The following is a 17,926-nucleotide window of genomic DNA, read 5'->3' as shown; positions in this document are numbered from 1 at the left end:
AATGAAATTAGCAATTATGCAACCATATTTTTTACCTTATATAGGATATTGGCAGCTGATGAATGCAGTAGATAAATATGTAATATATGATGATGTGAATTTTATGAAACGTGGTTGGATAAATAGAAATAGAATTTTGATGAATGGAAAAGCAAAAATAATAAACATTCAGATGTATGGTGCAAGTCAAAATAAATTGATCAATGAAGTAGAATTATTAGGTGATAAAAAACATAATAAAAAGTTATTAAGAACTTTAGAAAGTTGCTATAAAAAGGCACCGTATTTTTCTAGTGCTTATCCTATTGTTGAGAAAATTATTAATAAAGAAGAACAAAAATTAATAGGATACTTAGAATATTCTATAAAGCAGATTTGCGAGTATTTATCAATAAATACTGAATTGATTGTTTCATCTACAATAAATAAGAATAATGATTTGAAGGGTCAAGATAAAATATTGGAAATTTGTAAGATACTTGGTGTAGATGAATATTATAATGCAATAGGAGGACAAGAATTATATTCATATGAAGATTTCGAATCTCAAAATATTAAGCTTAAATTTTTGAAAACAGAAAGAATTAATTATAAGCAATTTAATGATGAATTTGTGCCAAATTTATCCATCATAGATTTGATGATGTTTAATTCTAAAGAAGATATAAAAAAAATGTTAGAACAATACGAGTTATTATAAGAAATATTAGGTAGAAAAATTTAGAATTAAGGATAGGGAGATAGAATATGCCAACTATTTTATTAACAAATCACTATAGCAATAACCCACTTTTCATCATGGAGAAAGAGATACCCCCAGGATTTGATCTTATATTATTAGATAAATCGTGTAAAGAAGAATTGATTGAGAAAGCAAGTAAAGCTGACTATCTTTTAGTAAGTGGGCGAATACCAATAGATGAACAGGTAATAAATGCTGCTGCTAATTTAAAGATGATTCAAAGGACAGGTGTTGGAATTGATATGCTTAATATAGAAGTAATTAAGGAAAAAGGTATACCTGTTTATGTAAATCAAGGTGTTAATTCTAGAAGTGTAGCTGAACATACTATAATGTTAATTCTTTCAGTACTTCGTCACCTTCCTTTAGCAGATTCTAGCATTAGGATGGGAAATTGGTTTAAACAAGAACTTGGAGTCGAATGTAATGAGTTATATAATAAAACAGTTGGACTTGTCGGATTGGGTAATATCGGAATTGAAGTAGCTAAAATGTTAAAAGTATTCGGAGTAAAAGTGTTATACTATAAACCTTCAAGGTTAATTGCTGCTAAAGAAAAAGAGTTAAATATCGATTATAGGCATTTAACAGAACTTTTGAAAGAAGTAGATATATTGAGTTTACATTGTCCATTAAATTCAGAAACTGAAGGTATGATTGGAATAAAAGAGATTACTGCAATGAAACCAGGATCTATCATAATAAATACCTCCAGAGGACGTCTAATTGTTGAGGAGGAATTAATAAATGCTTTAAGAACGGGGCATATAAGAGGGGCCGGATTGGATGTTTTTTCGGAAGAACCATTATCTAAAAACAATCCTTTATTAGGTCTTGAAAATGTAGTTCTTACTCCTCATATAGGAGGGGTAACCTTGGAAGCCTTTAGGAGGATGATGAGAGAAGCATTAATAAACATTAAATTTTTTGAAGAGGGAAAAATGGAAATGATTGAAAGTAAGAGGTTACAAATTTAAAATATTTTTATATAAGGAAGGATAATATTGAACAATAATTTAACAGATAAATTTATAGATAGTTTATATAGCTTAATGCAAGAAACTCTTCCAGAAGCAGTTATTAAACAAGCTAAAATATGTATTCTTGATTACTTGGGTGTAACTCTAGCTGGTGCAAGGATGCTTGAGAGAAAAGGTAACAAGTTCTTAAATTACTTTGATTCTGAGCAAGGTGATGCTACTTTAATTGGATTTAATAGAAAAGCGACTATTCAAAATGCAGTTATAGTAAATGGTCTTAGTTCGCATATATTGGAGCTTGATGATGGTCAACGATTTGGTATGATTCATCCTGGAGCACCAATTATTTCGGCACTTATATCTTTGGTAGAACATGAAAAAATAAAAGGTAAGGACTTTTTATTAGGTACTATTATAGGTTATGAAGCTGCTGTGAGGCTGGCAGGTACAATTCAGCCTTCTCATAAACAATGTGGATATCACGCTACGGGAACTTGCGGGACTATTGGAGTAGCCGTTGGGATTGCTGTTGCTCTTGGTTTTACAAAAAAAGAGTTGAAGGATGCCCTTTCTGCAGCAGCCACAAGTGCATCAGGAATTTTAGAAGTTATTGAAGATGAATCAGAGCTGAAACCTTTCAATGTTGGAAAAGCAGCTCTTAATGGCTTAATAGCTGCATTTGTAGCTAGAGCTGGATTTACGGGTCCAAATGATATTTTGGGTGGTAAAAGAGGTTTTATATCAACTATGTCTAAGCAATATGATTTATCCTTTTTAGATAGAAAGCAGGGAGATGCATACGGGATAGAAAGAATTTATATAAAACCTTATGCTGCATGTAGACATTCTCATCCTGCTATAGAGGCAACAATAAACATTCGATCAAAGTATAGCATTTGTCCTGATGATATAAAGAATGTAAAAGTATATACATACGATTTAGCAATTATGGGCCATGATCATACGCAGATCCAAGGGACTAATTCAGCAAAAATGAGCATTCCGTATAGTGTAGCTGTTGCTCTTGAATTTGGTAAGGCTGGAATTGAAGAGTTTATGCCTAGATATATACAAGATACAAGAATAACTTCTTTAATTAATAAAATACAAATATATGCTAATAAAGAATTAACTACTTTAGTTCCTGAAAAACGTTCAGCGATTGTTGAGATAATAACCTATGATAACAAGTGTTATATAGAAAGAGTAGATTATCCAAAAGGAGAACCTGAAAACCCTATGACAGAAGAAGAAATAAAAGAAAAGTTTATTTCATTAGCCATGTATGGAAAAAAATCAATGAAAGAAGCTCATGAAATAATCGAAATGACTTGGAATTTAGAAAAGGATTTATTTAAGATATTTGACTTTCTATAGATGTTATACAATCAAATTACTTTTGTGTTTAGTGATTCATTGTTAGTAATGATTTAAAATTTAAATATTTCGAAAGGTTGGATAAAGGTGGAAGATACTAGAAAGTTTCTTGAAAAAATCGGAATGCCTTCTGGAGATGCTTATGATTTGCCTACTTCAGAAAAAAAGTTTTCAGATGGTGCTCAGTATAGGTTTGAGGTTCCTGGAATACAAGGGCCAGGACCTATGAAATCTTTGCTTGAAGAGTTGGATAAATATAGATTGGTTATTCATCGTGTAACGCAGACAAAAGGAATTATGCTTCTTACAGATGACGAAATAAAAGAAATGGTTTATTTAGCAAAAAAGTGGAATGTAGAACTTATCTTAGCAATCGGGCCTAGAGCTACTTATGATACTAGCGCTTCTGTCCAAACCACAGAAGGTCAAAGAATGGGGTATCGTCTTCGAGGTCAGGAGCAAATTGTTCGGGCTATTGAAGATGTAAAGAGAGCAGTTACTTTTGGATGTCGTGGATTTTTAATCTATGATGAAGGGCTTTTATGGTTACTAAATGAAATGCGCAAACAGGGAGAAATTCCTTTAGAGTGCAAATTTAAGATATCTGCTCATTGTGGTCATGGAAATCCTTGTTCTGCAAAATTACTTGAAGGTATTGGAGCAAATTCAATTAATCCTATTAGAGACATTCAACTTCAGATGCTTGCTTCAATAAGACAAGCAATAAATATACCTATAGATGTGCATACAGAAAATCCAGCTTCGTCTGGAGGTTTTATCAGACACTATGAAGTGCCTGAAATGATACGTGTCAGTTCTCCGATTTATTTAAAAACAGGCGGTTCGGTAGCAAAGACACATAGTTGGGAAACCACCAGTGATGATGCAAGAAAAAGAGCAAAACAAGTTCTTTTGGTTAAGCAGGTTATAGAAAGATATTATCCAGATGCAGTATGCTCAGAGAGAGGTAAAATTGATTAAAAAAACGACTATATAAAAAATATTCATAAATAAGAATTAGGTTTAGGCTAAATTTTAGGAGGTACAAGAATATGAATAACCGACCAAAAGCGATTATATTAGGGGGCTCCCATGCACATATAGCATTAATAGAAAACTTAAAAAGACGAGGTTATTATACTGTTCTAGTTGACTATTATGAAGAACCACCTGCTAAAAGATTTGCAGATGAACATATTAGAGAGAGTACTCTTGATCAAACAAAAATTCTTGATATAGCTCAGGGCTTAGATGCAAAATTAGTTATCAGTACATGTCTAGATCAACCAATTCCAATTGCTTGCTATGTTTCAGAAAGATTAGGTTTACCCACTCCTTATAAATATGAAACGACATTAAATGTAACTAATAAAGGATTAATGAAAAAGAAAATGGTGGAAAATCAAATTCCAACATCTAAGTATATTATTGTAGATGATGTTACAGATGTTGAGATAGATGGAATGAAATTTCCAGTTATAGTAAAACCAATTGATAGTACTGGTTCTTTAGGGGTGAGGAAAGCAAATGATTTATTTGAACTCAATAAATATTTAAAAGATGCAATAAGAATAAGTAGAACTAATAAGGCGATAGTTGAGGAATATAGTAAAGGTATAGAGGTTAGTTTTGATTGTTTTATTCAAAATAAGATAGTTCACTTAATCATGATGCGTAGGCAGTTTAAAATGAGAGATGATGGTGAGTTAGGAATGCAATCGATTGGTTCTATAACTCCTATAGAAATATCTCAAACAGCCAAACAAAATATTCAACAAGTAGCAAATAAAATAGCAGATGCTTTTGATTTAGATAATACTCCTTTGCTGATTCAAGCATTTATTAATGATGATAATATTAATATTATTGAATTTGCAGCTAGACTAGGTGGAGGTACACATATTAAGAATGTTAAATTAAATACAGGTTTTGATATTTTAAATTCAGCAGTTGATTCATATCTAGGGATTCACACCAATATAAGGTACAAGCAATCGGAATCATATTGTGCAACAAATATTATATATTCATTGCCAGGTGTATTTGGTAGTATTATGGGGTGTGAAAATCTGATAGATAGAGGGATTGTGGAAGAATTTTTTATCTATAAAACAAAGGGAATGGAAATTCCCAAAGGGTTGTCTAGTCGCAATAGAGTTGGTGCTTTCTTGGTTAAAGCAAATACTAAAGAGGAATTATTTAAAAAAATTGCTATGGCAAGAAATGAAATAGAAGTACTAGATGCTGATGGTAACTCTATTATGAGAAAAGATATTTATCTAAGAGAATAATTATAAACCAGCTAAGAATTAATAAATTATAGAGTATATATATGGAGGTATAAAATGAAACATCATCAGTACAAAGCAGACTTTAAATTTGTTAAAGAACCAATTGAATTTAATAAGTATACAGATAGACATTTACTACAATATTGTTTGGGTGCAACTTTGTATATGCCTGCTAAAAAGAACTTTGTAGATATAATAATGAATAAAAAAATGCCTGGTCTAACTTCAATAGTAATGTGTTTTGAGGATGCTATAGCAGAAGAAGAACTTTCAGACGCAGAGACAAATTCCATTAATTTATTAGATGTTATTTCAAAAGAATTAAGTGCTGGGAATATTAAGTATGAGGATATCCCTTTGATTTTTTTTAGAGTCCGTTCTCCAGAGCAATTTAAGAATTTTACAAAAAAATTAAAGCCTAGTTATATAAATATTATAGCAGGATTTGTTTTTCCTAAATTTACTACAAGTAATGGATATCTATACTTAAATCATCTTAAATGGATAAATGATAGTTTTAATGATATATTATATGGAATGCCTATTTTAGAAAGCCATGAGATTGCTTTTAAGGAAACAAGGATATGTGAATTAACTGGTATAAAGAAATTATTAAAAAATTATAGAGAATTTATACTTAATATCAGAGTGGGAGCAACTGATATGTCTTCATGTTTTGGTGTTAGAAGAGGAATTGATTACTCCATTTACGATATCCTGACAGTTAGGGATTGTTTATCAGATATATTAAATCTTCTTAGCAGAGAAGATGATGAGTATGTTGTATCTGCACCTGTATGGGAGTATTTTTTAGCAGATAAAAGTATGAAGTTCAGTGAGACTCTTGAAGGACATATTCATACTTCATTATTAAAGAGAAATCTTATTATAAATGAAGCAATTGATGGTCTATTAAGAGAAGTAATAATTGATAGAGCTAATGGATTTGTTGGAAAGACTATAATCCATCCTACTCATTTGAAATATGTAAATGCTATGCAAGCAGTAACAAAAGAAGAATATGAAGATGCTGTACAGATATTAAATACTTCAGGTGGGGTAATTAAAAGTTCAAATTGTAATAAAATGAATGAAATTAATCCTCATAGAAATTGGGCAAATAAAATTTATGCTAAGGCACAAGTATATGGAGTTGTTGAAAATGAGTCTAGTTACGCGCAACTTTTTATATAAGGAAGGTATAGTAGATGAAAGCAATTAATACTCCAATTACAGAATATATGATTGAAAATCTTTCTGTAGGACAAATAATAACAGTTTCTGGACAAATACTAACTGGTCGTGATGCAGTTTTGCCAAAGCTGGTAGCACTGATAGAAAATGATAAACATAAGGAATTAGGTATAGAGTTGAAGGGCAGTGTTATATTTCATACAGCAGTAAGCCCTGCTGGAGTTGGTCCTACCTCTAGTAATAAACTTGATATTGAAAGAAGTATTCCAGAGCTTGCAAAAGCAGGAGTGAAAATTCACTTGGGTAAAGGCGCACTTAAACCATCTACCTTAGAATCTCTATATAAAAATAATTCAGTATATGCCATAATTCCTCCCATAACAGCATTGCTTTCAAGTAAAATTATAAAAAAAGAAATAGTAGCTTTTGGAGAAGAGGGGATGGAGGCACTACATTTACTAACAGTTAAAGAATTTCCAATGATTATAGCAGCAGCACATGGTAAAACACTATATTGACTTATAGAATAGTAAGGAGTGACGCAATGGAACGTGATGAATTGATTTCAAAAAAAGTGTCAGATACTTTGATTCGAGCTGCTAGTAATTTTCGAGAAGATCAAAAAAAGGTTTATGAAAAGGCTATAAAAGAGGAGACTAACCCAAGCACAAAATGGGTATTAGAGAGTCTTTTAGAAAATTCCGAGGTAGCTCAAAAAAATAGTAGCCCTCTTTGCGATGATACTGGAATTCCTCACTTATTTTTAGAGGTGGGAAAAAATAAAAAAGTGAGTGGCGAATTTTTAGAGTCGATACAACAAGGTATTGCTGAGGGGCTACAGAAACTACCAGGTAGACCAATGGCTATAAAAGGTAATGATATAGAGCGGTTAGAACAATCTGGTGGGCTAGATGTGGATCCTGGAGCAGTATCACCTGCCCCTATTATTATAAAGCCTGTAGAAGAAAATGTTATACGACTTTATATTTTGATGCAGGGTGGAGGGCCTGAAATTAGAGGAAAAACCTATCGAGTTTTTCATCAACATAAGTTGGAAGTGATTATAGATGAAATCGTAAAGTGGACAATAGATGAAGTTAGTAAATTGGGATGCACTCCTTGTATACCAGCAATAGGTATTGGTCGAACTCATTTTGAAGCTACTTCGTTGATGATTGAAGCAATGATTAGAGGAAATTTTAATAAGCAAAGTGATATAGAGAAGGAAATTACCAATAATATCAATATGAGTAATATAGGTCCGTTAGGATTGAAAGGTAATAACACAGCATTGGCTACATTTGTGAATGTAGGTCCTCAAAGAGCTAGTGGGGTTCGTATTGTGAGTCTGCGACTTTGCTGTTGTGTAGAGCCAAGGGTTGCGAGTGTATTATTATAAAATTGTAATTAAGTTTAATCAACTTTAAGAAAGTGATGTGGTTTTGGTGCATGACAATAATTATATTTCTCTAGATGCAATAATTAACAATAGTATAATTGGAAATAATATTAAGGTTTTTAGAGGTGCAGAAATAAAGGAAAGTAAATTAGATGATTATACATCAATTGGGGATCAAACTATAATTTCTGAAAGTGATATAAATGCGAATTCTGCAATTAACCGTAGAAATTTTATCTTAAGATCTAAAATAGGCAGTTACTGTTATACTGGAATTGGAACAACGATTAGACACAGCGAAGTTGGAAAATTTTGCTCTATCAGTTGGAATGTATCAATTGGAGGAGGAAATCATGATTATAGTAAAGTAACAACAAGCCCACTATGGAGGTTCCATATGTTAGATACTGGCAATATAAATCATAATACCAATGATGAATTTAAAAAGAAACTTGAAATTAAAGATTTATGTATTATTGGAAATGATGTTTGGATAGGTTCTAATGCAGTTATTTTAAGAGGGGTAAAAGTAGGTAATGGTGCTGTAATAGGAGCAGGTGCGATTGTTACGAAAGATGTAGAACCATATTCCATTGTTGTTGGAAATCCAGCTAGAGTGATTAAAAAGAGGTTTTCTGAGCAAATTATAGAATCCCTAGAGAAAATTCAATGGTGGAATTGGTCTAAAGAAATTATTAGAAAAAACTTGGATTTGGTATATTCATCTACTGTGGATGAACATGTCATTAATAAATTAATGGAGATTTCTATACAAATTAAATAAAGCTATAATAGAAGGTGTAAAAATATTATGAAAATACAAGTTACCCGTTCATCAATGTCAAATTTTGAAGAATACATAGAAGAAATCAAAGAATTATGGGAAAGTCATTGGCTTACTAATATGGGTGTAAAACATAAAAAACTGGAGAAAGAATTATTAAATTATCTAGATACTCCCAATATAACACTTTTTACAAACGGACATCTTGCTCTTGAGTGTACAATAGAAGCTTTAAATCTTGCTGGTGAAGTTATAACAACACCTTTTACTTTTGCATCTACAACCCATGCAATAGTAAGAAATGGCTTAAAACCAGTATTTTGTGATATAAATCTTGAGGATTATACAATAGATGTGGACAAGCTAGAAAGTTTAATAACAGAAAAAACTTCTGCTATTATTCCTGTTCATGTTTATGGTAATATTTGCAACTTTAAAGAGATTGAAAGAATAGCTAAGAAATATAAATTAAAGGTTATTTATGATGCAGCACATACTTTTGGTATAACAATAGATGATGTAAGTGTAGCAAATTTTGGAGATGCATCAATGTTTAGCTTTCATGCGACTAAGGTATTTAATACTATTGAAGGTGGAGCAATAACTTATAAAGATGAAAGATTATCTAAGATATTGGATGGTATAAAGAATTTTGGAATTACAGAATCTGAGTCAGTTGAATATGTAGCTGGAAATGCTAAGATGAACGAATTCCAAGCTGCTATGGGTATTTGTAATCTTCGTCATTTAGATAAAGAAATAGAAAAGAGAAAAGTTGTTGTAGAGAGATATCTTGAAAGATTAAATAATGTTAATGGAATTAAGATATGTAAACCTCAACCAGGGGTAAAGAGTAATTATGCATATTTTCCAGTAGTATTTGATGGATATAAATTAAATCGTGATGAGGTGTTTGAGAGACTAAAAGAGAAGAATATTTTTGCTCGAAAATATTTTTATCCACTTACTAATAGTTTTGAATGTTACAAGGGAATATTTGATATTCAAAAAACGCCTGTTGCCCAATATATAGCGGATAGAATTTTATGTCTTCCACTTTATGCTGATTTAGATTTAAATGATGTAGATAGAATTTGCGATATTATTTTAAATAGTTAAACTAAATTTATTTGAGTAATTATTGAATTAATTGATGGAGAAAAAGGGGAGTAATTTAAATGAAAGGTATAATACTAGCAGGTGGGTCTGGAACAAGACTATATCCTATTACTAAAGGTATATCTAAACAAATATTACCTATTTATGATAAACCGATGATCTATTATCCACTATCAGTACTAATGTTAGCTGGAATTAGAGAAGTCCTAATTATATCTACACCTAGGGATATTGTATTATATGAAGAATTATTAGGTGATGGAAAAGATCTAGGGATGAAATTTGAATATGTAATTCAAGAGCATCCCAATGGATTAGCAGAAGCCTTTATAATTGGTGAAAAGTTTATAGACAATTCATCGGTTGCATTGGTGCTTGGAGATAATATTTTTTATGGGAGCAATTTTGGTAACAGATTGTTGCAAGCAGCTAAATTAACTGAGGGTGCAAAAATATTTGGATGTTTTGTTAAAGATCCAAGGGCTTATGGTGTAGTAGAAGTAGATGATAAAATGAATGCTATATCCATTGAAGAAAAGCCTGAATATCCTAAATCATCCTACGCAGTGCCTGGATTATATTTCTTTGACAATAATGTAGTTGAGATAGCTAAATCTGTTAAGCCTTCAAAACGAGGAGAAATTGAAATAACATCAGTTATTGATGTATATTTAAAAAAAGGTAAGTTAAAGGTTGAATTGACAGGTCGAGGTCTTGCTTGGCTTGATACTGGTACTCATGATTCACTACTTGAAGCATCTAATTTTGTTGAAGCTATTCAAAAACGTCAAGGATTATATATTGCGTGTATTGAAGAAATTGCTTTTAGAAGAGGTTATATCTCTAAGTCAGAGTTACTTGAATTAGCGCAGTCTCTTATAAAGACAGAATACGGTCAATATTTAATAGATGTTGCCAATAGTAATTAGCAAAAGATAAATAATACTGGAAAGGAGTACAATATGAATATCCTTGTAACAGGTGGAGCAGGATTTATTGGCTCTAACTTTATAAAATATATGCTATCTAAATATGATTATAATATAATTAATTTAGATTTATTAACCTATGCAGGAAATTTAAATAATCTTAAAGATATAGCTGACTTTGATAAATATACTTTTATCAAAGGTGACATTTATGATAGAAAATTGTTGGATGAACTATTTAATAAACATAATATAACTACTGTAATTAATTTTGCTGCGGAGTCTCATGTAGATAGAAGTATAGAAGAACCTGAGATATTTTTAAAGACAAATATACTAGGTACTCAAGCATTATTAGATATTGCGAAGAAACATTGGAAGATTGAACCTGATAATAAATATAGTAGAGAATTTAAACAAGGAGTTAAGTTTATACAAGTATCCACTGATGAGGTATATGGAGCTTTGGGATCAGACGGATATTTTACTGAAGATACAAACTTAGCACCCAACAGTCCTTACTCTGCTTCAAAAACATCAGCGGATTTACTAGTGAGAGCATACCATGAGACATTTGGGCTTCCTATAAATATTACTCGTTGCTCTAATAACTATGGACCGTGTCAGTTTCCAGAAAAGTTAATTCCATTGATGATTAATAATGTACTGAATAATAAGGATCTTCCTGTATATGGTGATGGTAATCAGGTTCGTGACTGGTTGCATGTTAGGGATCATTGTATTGCGATTGATACTGTATTACATAAAGGTAAGATGGGAGAAGTGTATAATATTGGTGGAAATAATGAAAAGAGAAATATCGAAATTGTAAGACTTATATTAAATGCACTTGGAAAAGAGGAAGAATTGATAACCTATGTAGCTGATAGACCAGGTCATGATAGAAGATATGCTATAGATAATACGAAGATAACTAAAGAGTTAGGATGGATTCCTTCTTATACTTTTGAAGAAGGGATAAAAGAAACTATAGAGTGGTATTTAAATAATAAAGACTGGATGAATGATATAGTATCTGGAGATTATATGAAGTATTATAACAAAATGTATGGAGAATTCTAATGATTTTGCAGAGAAATTATATGATATGGTGAGCTTTGGAAATATTCAGCAGGAATATACTCATAAGAGATTTTTAGAAGTAATTAAGAGTGACAAGAAAAATTTAAATTTTATGGACGATTTTAGCGAAGAATAAATTCTTCGCTATTTTTTATAACCCATAGGAAAGTCTTAATTTTCCTTAATTTAAACTTTCCGTAATGGGTTTCAAAAAAAGCTTCCTTAATATATTAATACTTCAATATAAGCTTTTTTTATAAAATAATCAGTATTTTCTTGAAAAAATAGAGGAAAGAATAAGGTATAGATATAAATAATTTTATAAATTGAGGTGTTGCTTATGTATGAAAAATATTTTGATTCAAAAAGTCAGGAAAAGATGCGAGATGTATTTCTTCAATTAAGTAAAAGGGGTGTTATTAAAACCTATGAAAAAAACAGTGTTATAAGAACAAATAAAGAAAAGAGCTTCTGTATAGTAGTTGAGGGAAAACTTAAACAGTCTATAAATAGCGTTGAAGGAGAGGAGAAGATTTTATATATTCTCCAATCTGGAGAAATATTTGGGGAAATGGATTATTTTGCAGGAGGTGAAAATCAACTAATTGTAAAAACTCTTGAAAAAAGTAAAATTTCCTTTATAAATGAAGAAGTCATGGAAAAGGTATTAATAGAAAATCCAGTAATTTATAGGAATATTATTCACAGTATTATTAGAAAATTTAGGATAGTTATGTTTCAAATGGGTAATATGGCCTTTGCAGATGCTCAAGGAAAAGTTGCAGATACAATCATAAGGTTATATAGTCAGGGAGGTATTGATGAAGTAGAGGGGAAAGTGGTTAATGAAAAATTAACTCATGAAGAAATTGCAAAATTAATAGGCTGTTCCAGAGTTACTGTTACTAGAGCATTAAATAAGTTTAAAGATAATGGATTAATAGAAATAAGAGAAGGAATGGTTATTATTAAAGATATAGCAGGTTTAAAAAAATATATTAAATGGAGATAATTTGTATCCTAGGCTACAGAAAGTATTTCCTAATTATAATATCATTAATTTAAATATTCAAAAAATTAATAGGGGGGAAAAATGTGATTAAGCTTATTGGAGTTTTAATTATTATCATCGGATTTGCATTAAAACTTGACACAATAGCAGTTGTACTTACAGCTGGTGTAGCAACTGGGCTTGTTGGTGGACTTAGTTTTGGTGAAATTTTAGATATTTTAGGAAATGCTTTTATTACTAACCGTTATATGACCATTTTCTTTGTTACATTACCTATTATTGGGTTATTAGAAAAGTACGGTTTGAAAGAAAGGGCTGCACAGCTTATAAGTAATGTAAAAGCTGCTACTACAGGAAAGATACTTTCTGTTTATATGCTTATAAGAATTGCAGCAGCTGCATTATCTTTAAGAATTGGAGGTCATGTAGAATTTATTAGACCTCTTATTTATCCTATGGCAGAAGGTGCTGCTAAGAATAAATATGGAGATATACCAGAAGAACAAATAGAGGATATTAAAGGTCTTTCAGCAGCTACAGAAAACTTTGCAAACTTCTTTGGACAAAACGTGTTTATTGCAGCAGGAGGAGTTTTGTTGATAGTAGGAACATTAAAGGAATTAGGAGTAGATGTAACGGAAAAACAAGTATCAAATGCAGCTATTCCTATAGCAATCATTACTGTTGTTCTTGCAATCATAAGATATACATTGTTCGATAAAAAATTAGATAAAGTTATGAAGAATAAATAGGGAGGTGTAAAGGAACATGGCTTTAGAGCTTTTATATAAATTATCTGGAATAGTTGCTTTAATTACTGCTTTTTATGTATTCAAAGATAAAGAGATAAAAAGTAAATTAGGTACAGGACTTTTTTGGCTTATATTAGCTATTACATTTTTAATTGGAGAGATGCTGCCATCAAAAGTTGTTGGAATAATGGTTCTAATGATGGGAGTTCTTACAGCAACTAAACAAGTGAATATTGGTAAGTTTAAAGAAACTTCTCAAGAATTTAAAATTGAGAAATCCAATTTATTAAAGAATAAGTTATTTATCCCAGTATTAAGTATTGCATTTTTTGCCTTTGTAATAGGTCAGTTTACTAGTCTAGGAGGAATGGTAGGCCTTGGAGTTGGAGCTATTGTAGCAACTACTGTAGGATTAGTATTAACGAAGGCTAAACCACAAGAGGCTTTATATGAAGGAAACAGACTTTTACAACAAGTAGGACCTTTTGGAATACTCCCTCAACTTTTAGCTGCTTTAGGAGCATTATTTAATGCAGCAGGAGTAGGGGAAGTAATAGCTAATGGAATATCAGGAATTATTCCAGCAGACAACATTGTATTTGGAGTTATAGCATATTGTGTAGGAATGGCATTATTTACAATGATTATGGGTAATGCTTTCGCAGCTTTTGCAGTTATTACTGCAGGAATCGGATTACCATTCGTATTCAATCAAGGGGCAGATCCTGCCATAGCAGGTGCATTGGCATTAACAGCAGGATATTGTGGAACACTGATGACACCTATGGCTGCAAACTTCAATATAGTTCCTGCAACGGTTTTAGAAATGAAGGATAAGAACAAGTTAATAAAAATACAAGCTCCTATAGCATTAGTTTTATTGGCTATCCACATAGTTTTAATGCTAATATGGGCTTTTTAAGGAGGAATTTAAATGAAAGTATTAATTACAGGTTTTGATCCTTTTGGAGGAGAAAAAATAAATCCTGCCTATGAAGCAGTAAAAGGTTTGGAAGATAATATTAAGGGGGTAGAAATTGTTAGAAAGGAAATTTCTACAGTATTTAGAAAGTCTATAAATCAATTGGAAAAGGCAATAGAAGAGGAAAATCCAGATATAGTTATTTGTGTAGGACAAGCTGGCGGAAGATATGATATTACAGTAGAGAGAGTAGCCGTAAATATAGATGATGCAAGAATAGAGGATAATGACGGAAATCAACCTATAGATACACCAATATTTGAAGATGGAGAAAATGCATACTTTGCATCTATTCCTATTAAGGCTATGGTTCAAAAGATGAAAGAAAATGGAATACCTGCTAGTGTTTCAAACAGTGCTGGAACCTTTGTATGTAACCATATTATGTATGGACTATTGTATTTAATTGATAAGAAATATCCTCATATAAGAGGAGGATTTATCCATGTGCCTTATTTACCAGAACAAGTTGTAGGGAAAGGAAATATGGCTAGTATGAGTACAGAAAACATTATTAAAGGACTTACATTAGCTATTGAAGCAGCATTAGAATATGAGGAAGATATAAAGACGCAAGAAGGAAAAACTCATTAAAGAAAATAGGGACAGACAATGTCCCTATTTTTTACTATATTCAAGGAAATATCTTTATGTTTTACTGTATTTATAAAGATTAAAACATATTTAAACCTTAAACATATTCCATCATATTGCCGATACTATATTTGAGTCAATAATTAAAGGGGTTGATATTGTGGATATAGCTGGATTATCAATAGGATTAAGTCAAATGAAAGTGGCCCAACAAGCAAGTGTTTCTGTTTTAAAAATGGCTATGGATAATATGAAAAGTCAAAGTCTAGATTTAACTAAAATTTTAGAAGTTAATACTAGAACAATGGAACAATCAGTAAATCCTCAAATTGGGGGAAATATTGATATAAGACTATAAGCTAGGAGCTAATCCTAGCTTATATTTTTTCGTATTAAACTGACAAAGTTATACAATATACACAAGATTTATTGGAAGGCATACAACATTATGTGTATTTGTAATAATTCATCAAGGAGGTTAGATATTAGAAGAGAGAAATTTAAAAAATACTATTATTATACACTATACTAATTCAAATAAAAAATATAGAAGGAGTGTCTTACAATGAAAGGAAATAAAGAAAAGAAAATTAACATGATTTATTTTAAAAGTTTAAAAACAAGAATGGCTTTATTAAATATTTTACTTTTACTAGTTATATCAGTAACTATGGGACTTATATCATATGGCCTTTTCGATAAAAGTATAAGAAACCACATGAATCAAATTCTTACAAATAAGGCTTTTGATTCAGTTAAATTAATAGATGAGAAGATAGATAAATTTATAGTCACTATTGAGGGGGCTGCTAGTCATGAAAGAATAGCTAATCCAAGCATAAGTTTGGAAGAGAAGTCAGCAGCTTTAAATCAAGAAAAAGAACGACTAGGATATACTGAATTAAGTTTTATAGATTTAAATGGAGATGCAAAACTAGAAAATGGAGAAATAATCAATGTTGCTGATAGAGATTATTTTATAGAAGCTAAGGAAGGAAAAAGTTTTTTGTCAGAAGCTTTTAAAAGTAGAACAGGGGATGAAAATCAGATAGCTATTTCTACACCTGTTAAGTATAGAAATAAAATAGTAGGAGTATTAGTAGGATTTAAACCTGCCGATGAAATTTATAGTATTATTGATGGCGTAAGTTTTGGAGAAACGGGAGATGCTTTTTTAGTTAATGAAAAGGGAGAATTAATTTCATACTATATTAAGGAAGTAGTTGAAGCTGGAGACCTTACAATTGAGAAGATGAAAGATAATCCAGAACATAAAGGGTTATCAGAAGTGTTTCAAAAAATGGTAAATAAAGAATCAAATGTAGATGATTATTATTATTCTGGCAAAATGAGATATGCTAGTTATACATCTTTAACAAACAAAGATTGGTCTTTAGGAGTAGCTATAGATGTAAAAGAAATGGATAAGGATTTAAATCAATTAAGAACTTATATGATATGTCTTATAATTGTAGCTTTAATTGTTGGAATTTTTTATTCCTTATTCATAAGTAATTCCATTACTAAACCCATAAAAGAAACTACTGAACATATGAAGGAAATATCAGAATTAAATATTAAAAGAGATGTAGATCCTAAGATATTAAGGAGAAAAGATGAAATAGGAGATATAGGAAGGGCTAACAAGATTGTAATTGAAAATTTAAGATTTTTTGTTCAACAAATAAATGAGTCTTCTGAGCAAGTTGCTAGTTCGGCAGAAGAATTAACAGCTATGTCTGAAGAGTCAGCTTCTGCTGCTTCTAATATTGCAGAGGCATCTGGGCAAATTGCTTATAATTCAGAAAATCAACTAAATGATATATTAAATGTTACTTCTTATATGGAAGAAATATCTGCTCAAATTCAAGAGATAAGCAGTAATGCTGAAGAGATAGATAATTTGAGTAATTATGTATCAGAAAAGACAAGTGATGGAAAGATAAAAATGGAAGAAACTACTTCTCAAATGAATAGCATTATAAATAGTTCAAAAGAAGTAAAATCTTCGTTAGAAAAAGTAGACAATAGCTCTAAAAAAATGGATGAAATAATAAATGTTATTAAAACTGTTGCAGAACAAACCAACCTTCTAGCTTTAAACGCAGCTATAGAGGCAGCAAGAGCAGGAGAGGCAGGAAGAGGCTTTTCTGTAGTAGCTGATGAAATTAGGAAATTGGCTGAAGAAACAGGGAATTCTACAGATAAGATCTATGATTTAATAAAACAAAATCATGAATTAATATACAAAGTTAATGTAAGTATGGAATTAAGCAATACAGAAATTGAAAAAGGTAGAGTTACTGTAGCTGAGGCAATAGATTATTTTAATGAAATAGCAGACTTAATAGATAGAGTAGTACTTCAAGTGGAAAGTATAAGTAAAGCTATAAACCAAGTTGGAGAAGGGGCAGAAAGTATAGTAACTTCTGCATCATCCGTAGAAGATATGAGTAAAGGTATATCTGGAAATGTACAAAGTGTATCTGCCTTAACAGAGGAACAAACAGCATCTATGGAAGAAATTGCTTCAGCTAGTGATAGCTTATCTCAATTGGCTATGGAGCTTAAAGCTTTAATATCGAAATTTCAAATATAAAATCAATTAACCACATTATGTTAAGAATTATATAAAACTTATTGTATAATATAATTGTAACAATTATTTTTATAAAGAATAGGATGTGA

General features: G+C 30.9%; 18 protein-coding genes and 1 pseudogene. All 19 read left to right on the top strand.

Going from position 1 to position 17,926, the window contains the following annotated elements; genetic code table 11:
* The first annotated feature begins 1 nt into the window (after nt 1).
* On the top strand, nt 2-700 hold the full coding sequence (locus KQI42_RS01490) for a WbqC family protein (RefSeq protein WP_216516027.1): 699 nt from the start codon (nt 2-4) through the stop codon (nt 698-700).
* Nucleotides 701-747: 47 nt separating this feature from the next.
* Nucleotides 748-1,719 carry a 2-hydroxyacid dehydrogenase gene (locus KQI42_RS01485; RefSeq protein ID WP_216516025.1) on the top strand — a complete coding sequence of 324 codons (972 nt, stop codon included), beginning with the start codon at nt 748-750 and terminating at the stop codon, nt 1,717-1,719.
* Nucleotides 1,720-1,746: 27 nt separating this feature from the next.
* Nucleotides 1,747-3,099: an MmgE/PrpD family protein gene (locus tag KQI42_RS01480; protein ID WP_216516023.1), complete on the top strand. Its 1,353-nt coding sequence runs from the start codon at nt 1,747-1,749 to the stop codon at nt 3,097-3,099.
* Between the two features lie 87 nt (nt 3,100-3,186).
* On the top strand, nt 3,187-4,080 hold the full coding sequence (locus KQI42_RS01475) for a hypothetical protein (RefSeq protein ID WP_216516021.1): 894 nt from the start codon (nt 3,187-3,189) through the stop codon (nt 4,078-4,080).
* Between the two features lie 71 nt (nt 4,081-4,151).
* Nucleotides 4,152-5,390 (top strand): ATP-grasp domain-containing protein, encoded by a 1,239-nt coding sequence (locus tag KQI42_RS01470; protein ID WP_216516019.1) that lies wholly within the window; start codon nt 4,152-4,154, stop codon nt 5,388-5,390.
* Between the two features lie 54 nt (nt 5,391-5,444).
* Nucleotides 5,445-6,584, top strand: coding sequence for an HpcH/HpaI aldolase/citrate lyase family protein (locus KQI42_RS01465; protein WP_216516018.1), 1,140 nt, complete (start codon nt 5,445-5,447; stop codon nt 6,582-6,584).
* Nucleotides 6,585-6,598: 14 nt separating this feature from the next.
* Complete coding sequence (locus tag KQI42_RS01460) at nt 6,599-7,102, top strand: fumarate hydratase C-terminal domain-containing protein (protein WP_216516016.1); 504 nt, start codon at nt 6,599-6,601, stop codon at nt 7,100-7,102.
* Nucleotides 7,103-7,128: 26 nt separating this feature from the next.
* Entirely contained in the window at nt 7,129-7,983 is an 855-nt protein-coding gene (locus KQI42_RS01455) for a fumarate hydratase (RefSeq protein ID WP_216516014.1), read from the top strand.
* 469 nt (nt 7,984-8,452) lie between these two features.
* Nucleotides 8,453-8,627, top strand: a pseudogene (locus KQI42_RS21755) (DapH/DapD/GlmU-related protein); the annotation flags it as partial.
* Nucleotides 8,628-8,794: 167 nt separating this feature from the next.
* Nucleotides 8,795-9,886: a DegT/DnrJ/EryC1/StrS family aminotransferase gene (locus KQI42_RS01445; protein WP_216516010.1), complete on the top strand. Its 1,092-nt coding sequence runs from the start codon at nt 8,795-8,797 to the stop codon at nt 9,884-9,886.
* 59 nt (nt 9,887-9,945) lie between these two features.
* On the top strand, nt 9,946-10,815 hold the full coding sequence (gene rfbA, locus KQI42_RS01440; RefSeq protein WP_216516009.1) for a glucose-1-phosphate thymidylyltransferase RfbA: 870 nt from the start codon (nt 9,946-9,948) through the stop codon (nt 10,813-10,815).
* Nucleotides 10,816-10,848: 33 nt separating this feature from the next.
* Entirely contained in the window at nt 10,849-11,898 is a 1,050-nt protein-coding gene (gene rfbB / locus KQI42_RS01435) for a dTDP-glucose 4,6-dehydratase (protein WP_216516008.1), read from the top strand.
* Nucleotides 11,885-12,034, top strand: a complete 150-nt coding sequence (locus KQI42_RS01430; RefSeq protein WP_216516007.1) for a hypothetical protein — start codon at nt 11,885-11,887, stop codon at nt 12,032-12,034. The genes rfbB and KQI42_RS01430 overlap by 14 nt, the downstream gene beginning before the upstream one ends.
* A 204-nt stretch (nt 12,035-12,238) precedes the next feature.
* Complete coding sequence (locus tag KQI42_RS01425) at nt 12,239-12,910, top strand: Crp/Fnr family transcriptional regulator (RefSeq protein WP_216516006.1); 672 nt, start codon at nt 12,239-12,241, stop codon at nt 12,908-12,910.
* A gap of 83 nt (nt 12,911-12,993) precedes the next feature.
* A complete protein-coding gene (locus tag KQI42_RS01420) occupies nt 12,994-13,662 on the top strand; it encodes a DUF969 domain-containing protein (protein WP_343231630.1) in 669 nt (222 codons plus the stop codon).
* Between the two features lie 16 nt (nt 13,663-13,678).
* Complete coding sequence (locus KQI42_RS01415; RefSeq protein WP_216516005.1) at nt 13,679-14,584, top strand: DUF979 domain-containing protein; 906 nt, start codon at nt 13,679-13,681, stop codon at nt 14,582-14,584.
* A gap of 12 nt (nt 14,585-14,596) precedes the next feature.
* The gene (gene pcp, locus KQI42_RS01410; RefSeq protein WP_216516003.1) at nt 14,597-15,238 is read left to right on the top strand and encodes a pyroglutamyl-peptidase I; all 642 of its coding nucleotides are present in this window, start codon (nt 14,597-14,599) and stop codon (nt 15,236-15,238) included.
* Between the two features lie 160 nt (nt 15,239-15,398).
* The gene (locus tag KQI42_RS01405; RefSeq protein WP_216516001.1) at nt 15,399-15,596 is read left to right on the top strand and encodes a YjfB family protein; all 198 of its coding nucleotides are present in this window, start codon (nt 15,399-15,401) and stop codon (nt 15,594-15,596) included.
* A gap of 207 nt (nt 15,597-15,803) precedes the next feature.
* Nucleotides 15,804-17,837: a methyl-accepting chemotaxis protein gene (locus KQI42_RS01400; protein ID WP_216515999.1), complete on the top strand. Its 2,034-nt coding sequence runs from the start codon at nt 15,804-15,806 to the stop codon at nt 17,835-17,837.
* Nucleotides 17,838-17,926: the final 89 nt, after the last annotated feature.

It is taken from the genome of Tissierella simiarum (assembly GCF_018917865.1).
GTDB lineage: Bacteria > Bacillota > Clostridia > Tissierellales > Tissierellaceae > Tissierella_C > Tissierella_C simiarum.
The sequence above is the reverse complement of the archived record's forward strand: the minus strand, read 5'-3'. Positions and strand labels throughout refer to the sequence as shown.

Bases quoted from the DNA above. Each gene is read 5' to 3' on its own strand.
- rfbB (WP_216516008.1), top strand. From the start codon at position 10,849: ATGAATATCCTTGTAACAGGTGGAGCAGGATTTATTGGCTCTAACTTT.
- KQI42_RS01490 (WP_216516027.1), top strand. From the start codon at position 2: ATGAAATTAGCAATTATGCAACCATATTTTTTACCTTATATAGGATAT.
- KQI42_RS01425 (WP_216516006.1), top strand. From the start codon at position 12,239: ATGTATGAAAAATATTTTGATTCAAAAAGTCAGGAAAAGATGCGAGAT.
- rfbA (WP_216516009.1), top strand. From the start codon at position 9,946: ATGAAAGGTATAATACTAGCAGGTGGGTCTGGAACAAGACTATATCCT.
- pcp (WP_216516003.1), top strand. From the start codon at position 14,597: ATGAAAGTATTAATTACAGGTTTTGATCCTTTTGGAGGAGAAAAAATA.
- KQI42_RS01415 (WP_216516005.1), top strand. From the start codon at position 13,679: ATGGCTTTAGAGCTTTTATATAAATTATCTGGAATAGTTGCTTTAATT.
- KQI42_RS01455 (WP_216516014.1), top strand. From the start codon at position 7,129: ATGGAACGTGATGAATTGATTTCAAAAAAAGTGTCAGATACTTTGATT.
- KQI42_RS01430 (WP_216516007.1), top strand. From the start codon at position 11,885: ATGGAGAATTCTAATGATTTTGCAGAGAAATTATATGATATGGTGAGC.
- KQI42_RS01465 (WP_216516018.1), top strand. From the start codon at position 5,445: ATGAAACATCATCAGTACAAAGCAGACTTTAAATTTGTTAAAGAACCA.
- KQI42_RS01485 (WP_216516025.1), top strand. From the start codon at position 748: ATGCCAACTATTTTATTAACAAATCACTATAGCAATAACCCACTTTTC.
- KQI42_RS01445 (WP_216516010.1), top strand. From the start codon at position 8,795: ATGAAAATACAAGTTACCCGTTCATCAATGTCAAATTTTGAAGAATAC.
- KQI42_RS01400 (WP_216515999.1), top strand. From the start codon at position 15,804: ATGAAAGGAAATAAAGAAAAGAAAATTAACATGATTTATTTTAAAAGT.
- KQI42_RS01460 (WP_216516016.1), top strand. From the start codon at position 6,599: ATGAAAGCAATTAATACTCCAATTACAGAATATATGATTGAAAATCTT.
- KQI42_RS01470 (WP_216516019.1), top strand. From the start codon at position 4,152: ATGAATAACCGACCAAAAGCGATTATATTAGGGGGCTCCCATGCACAT.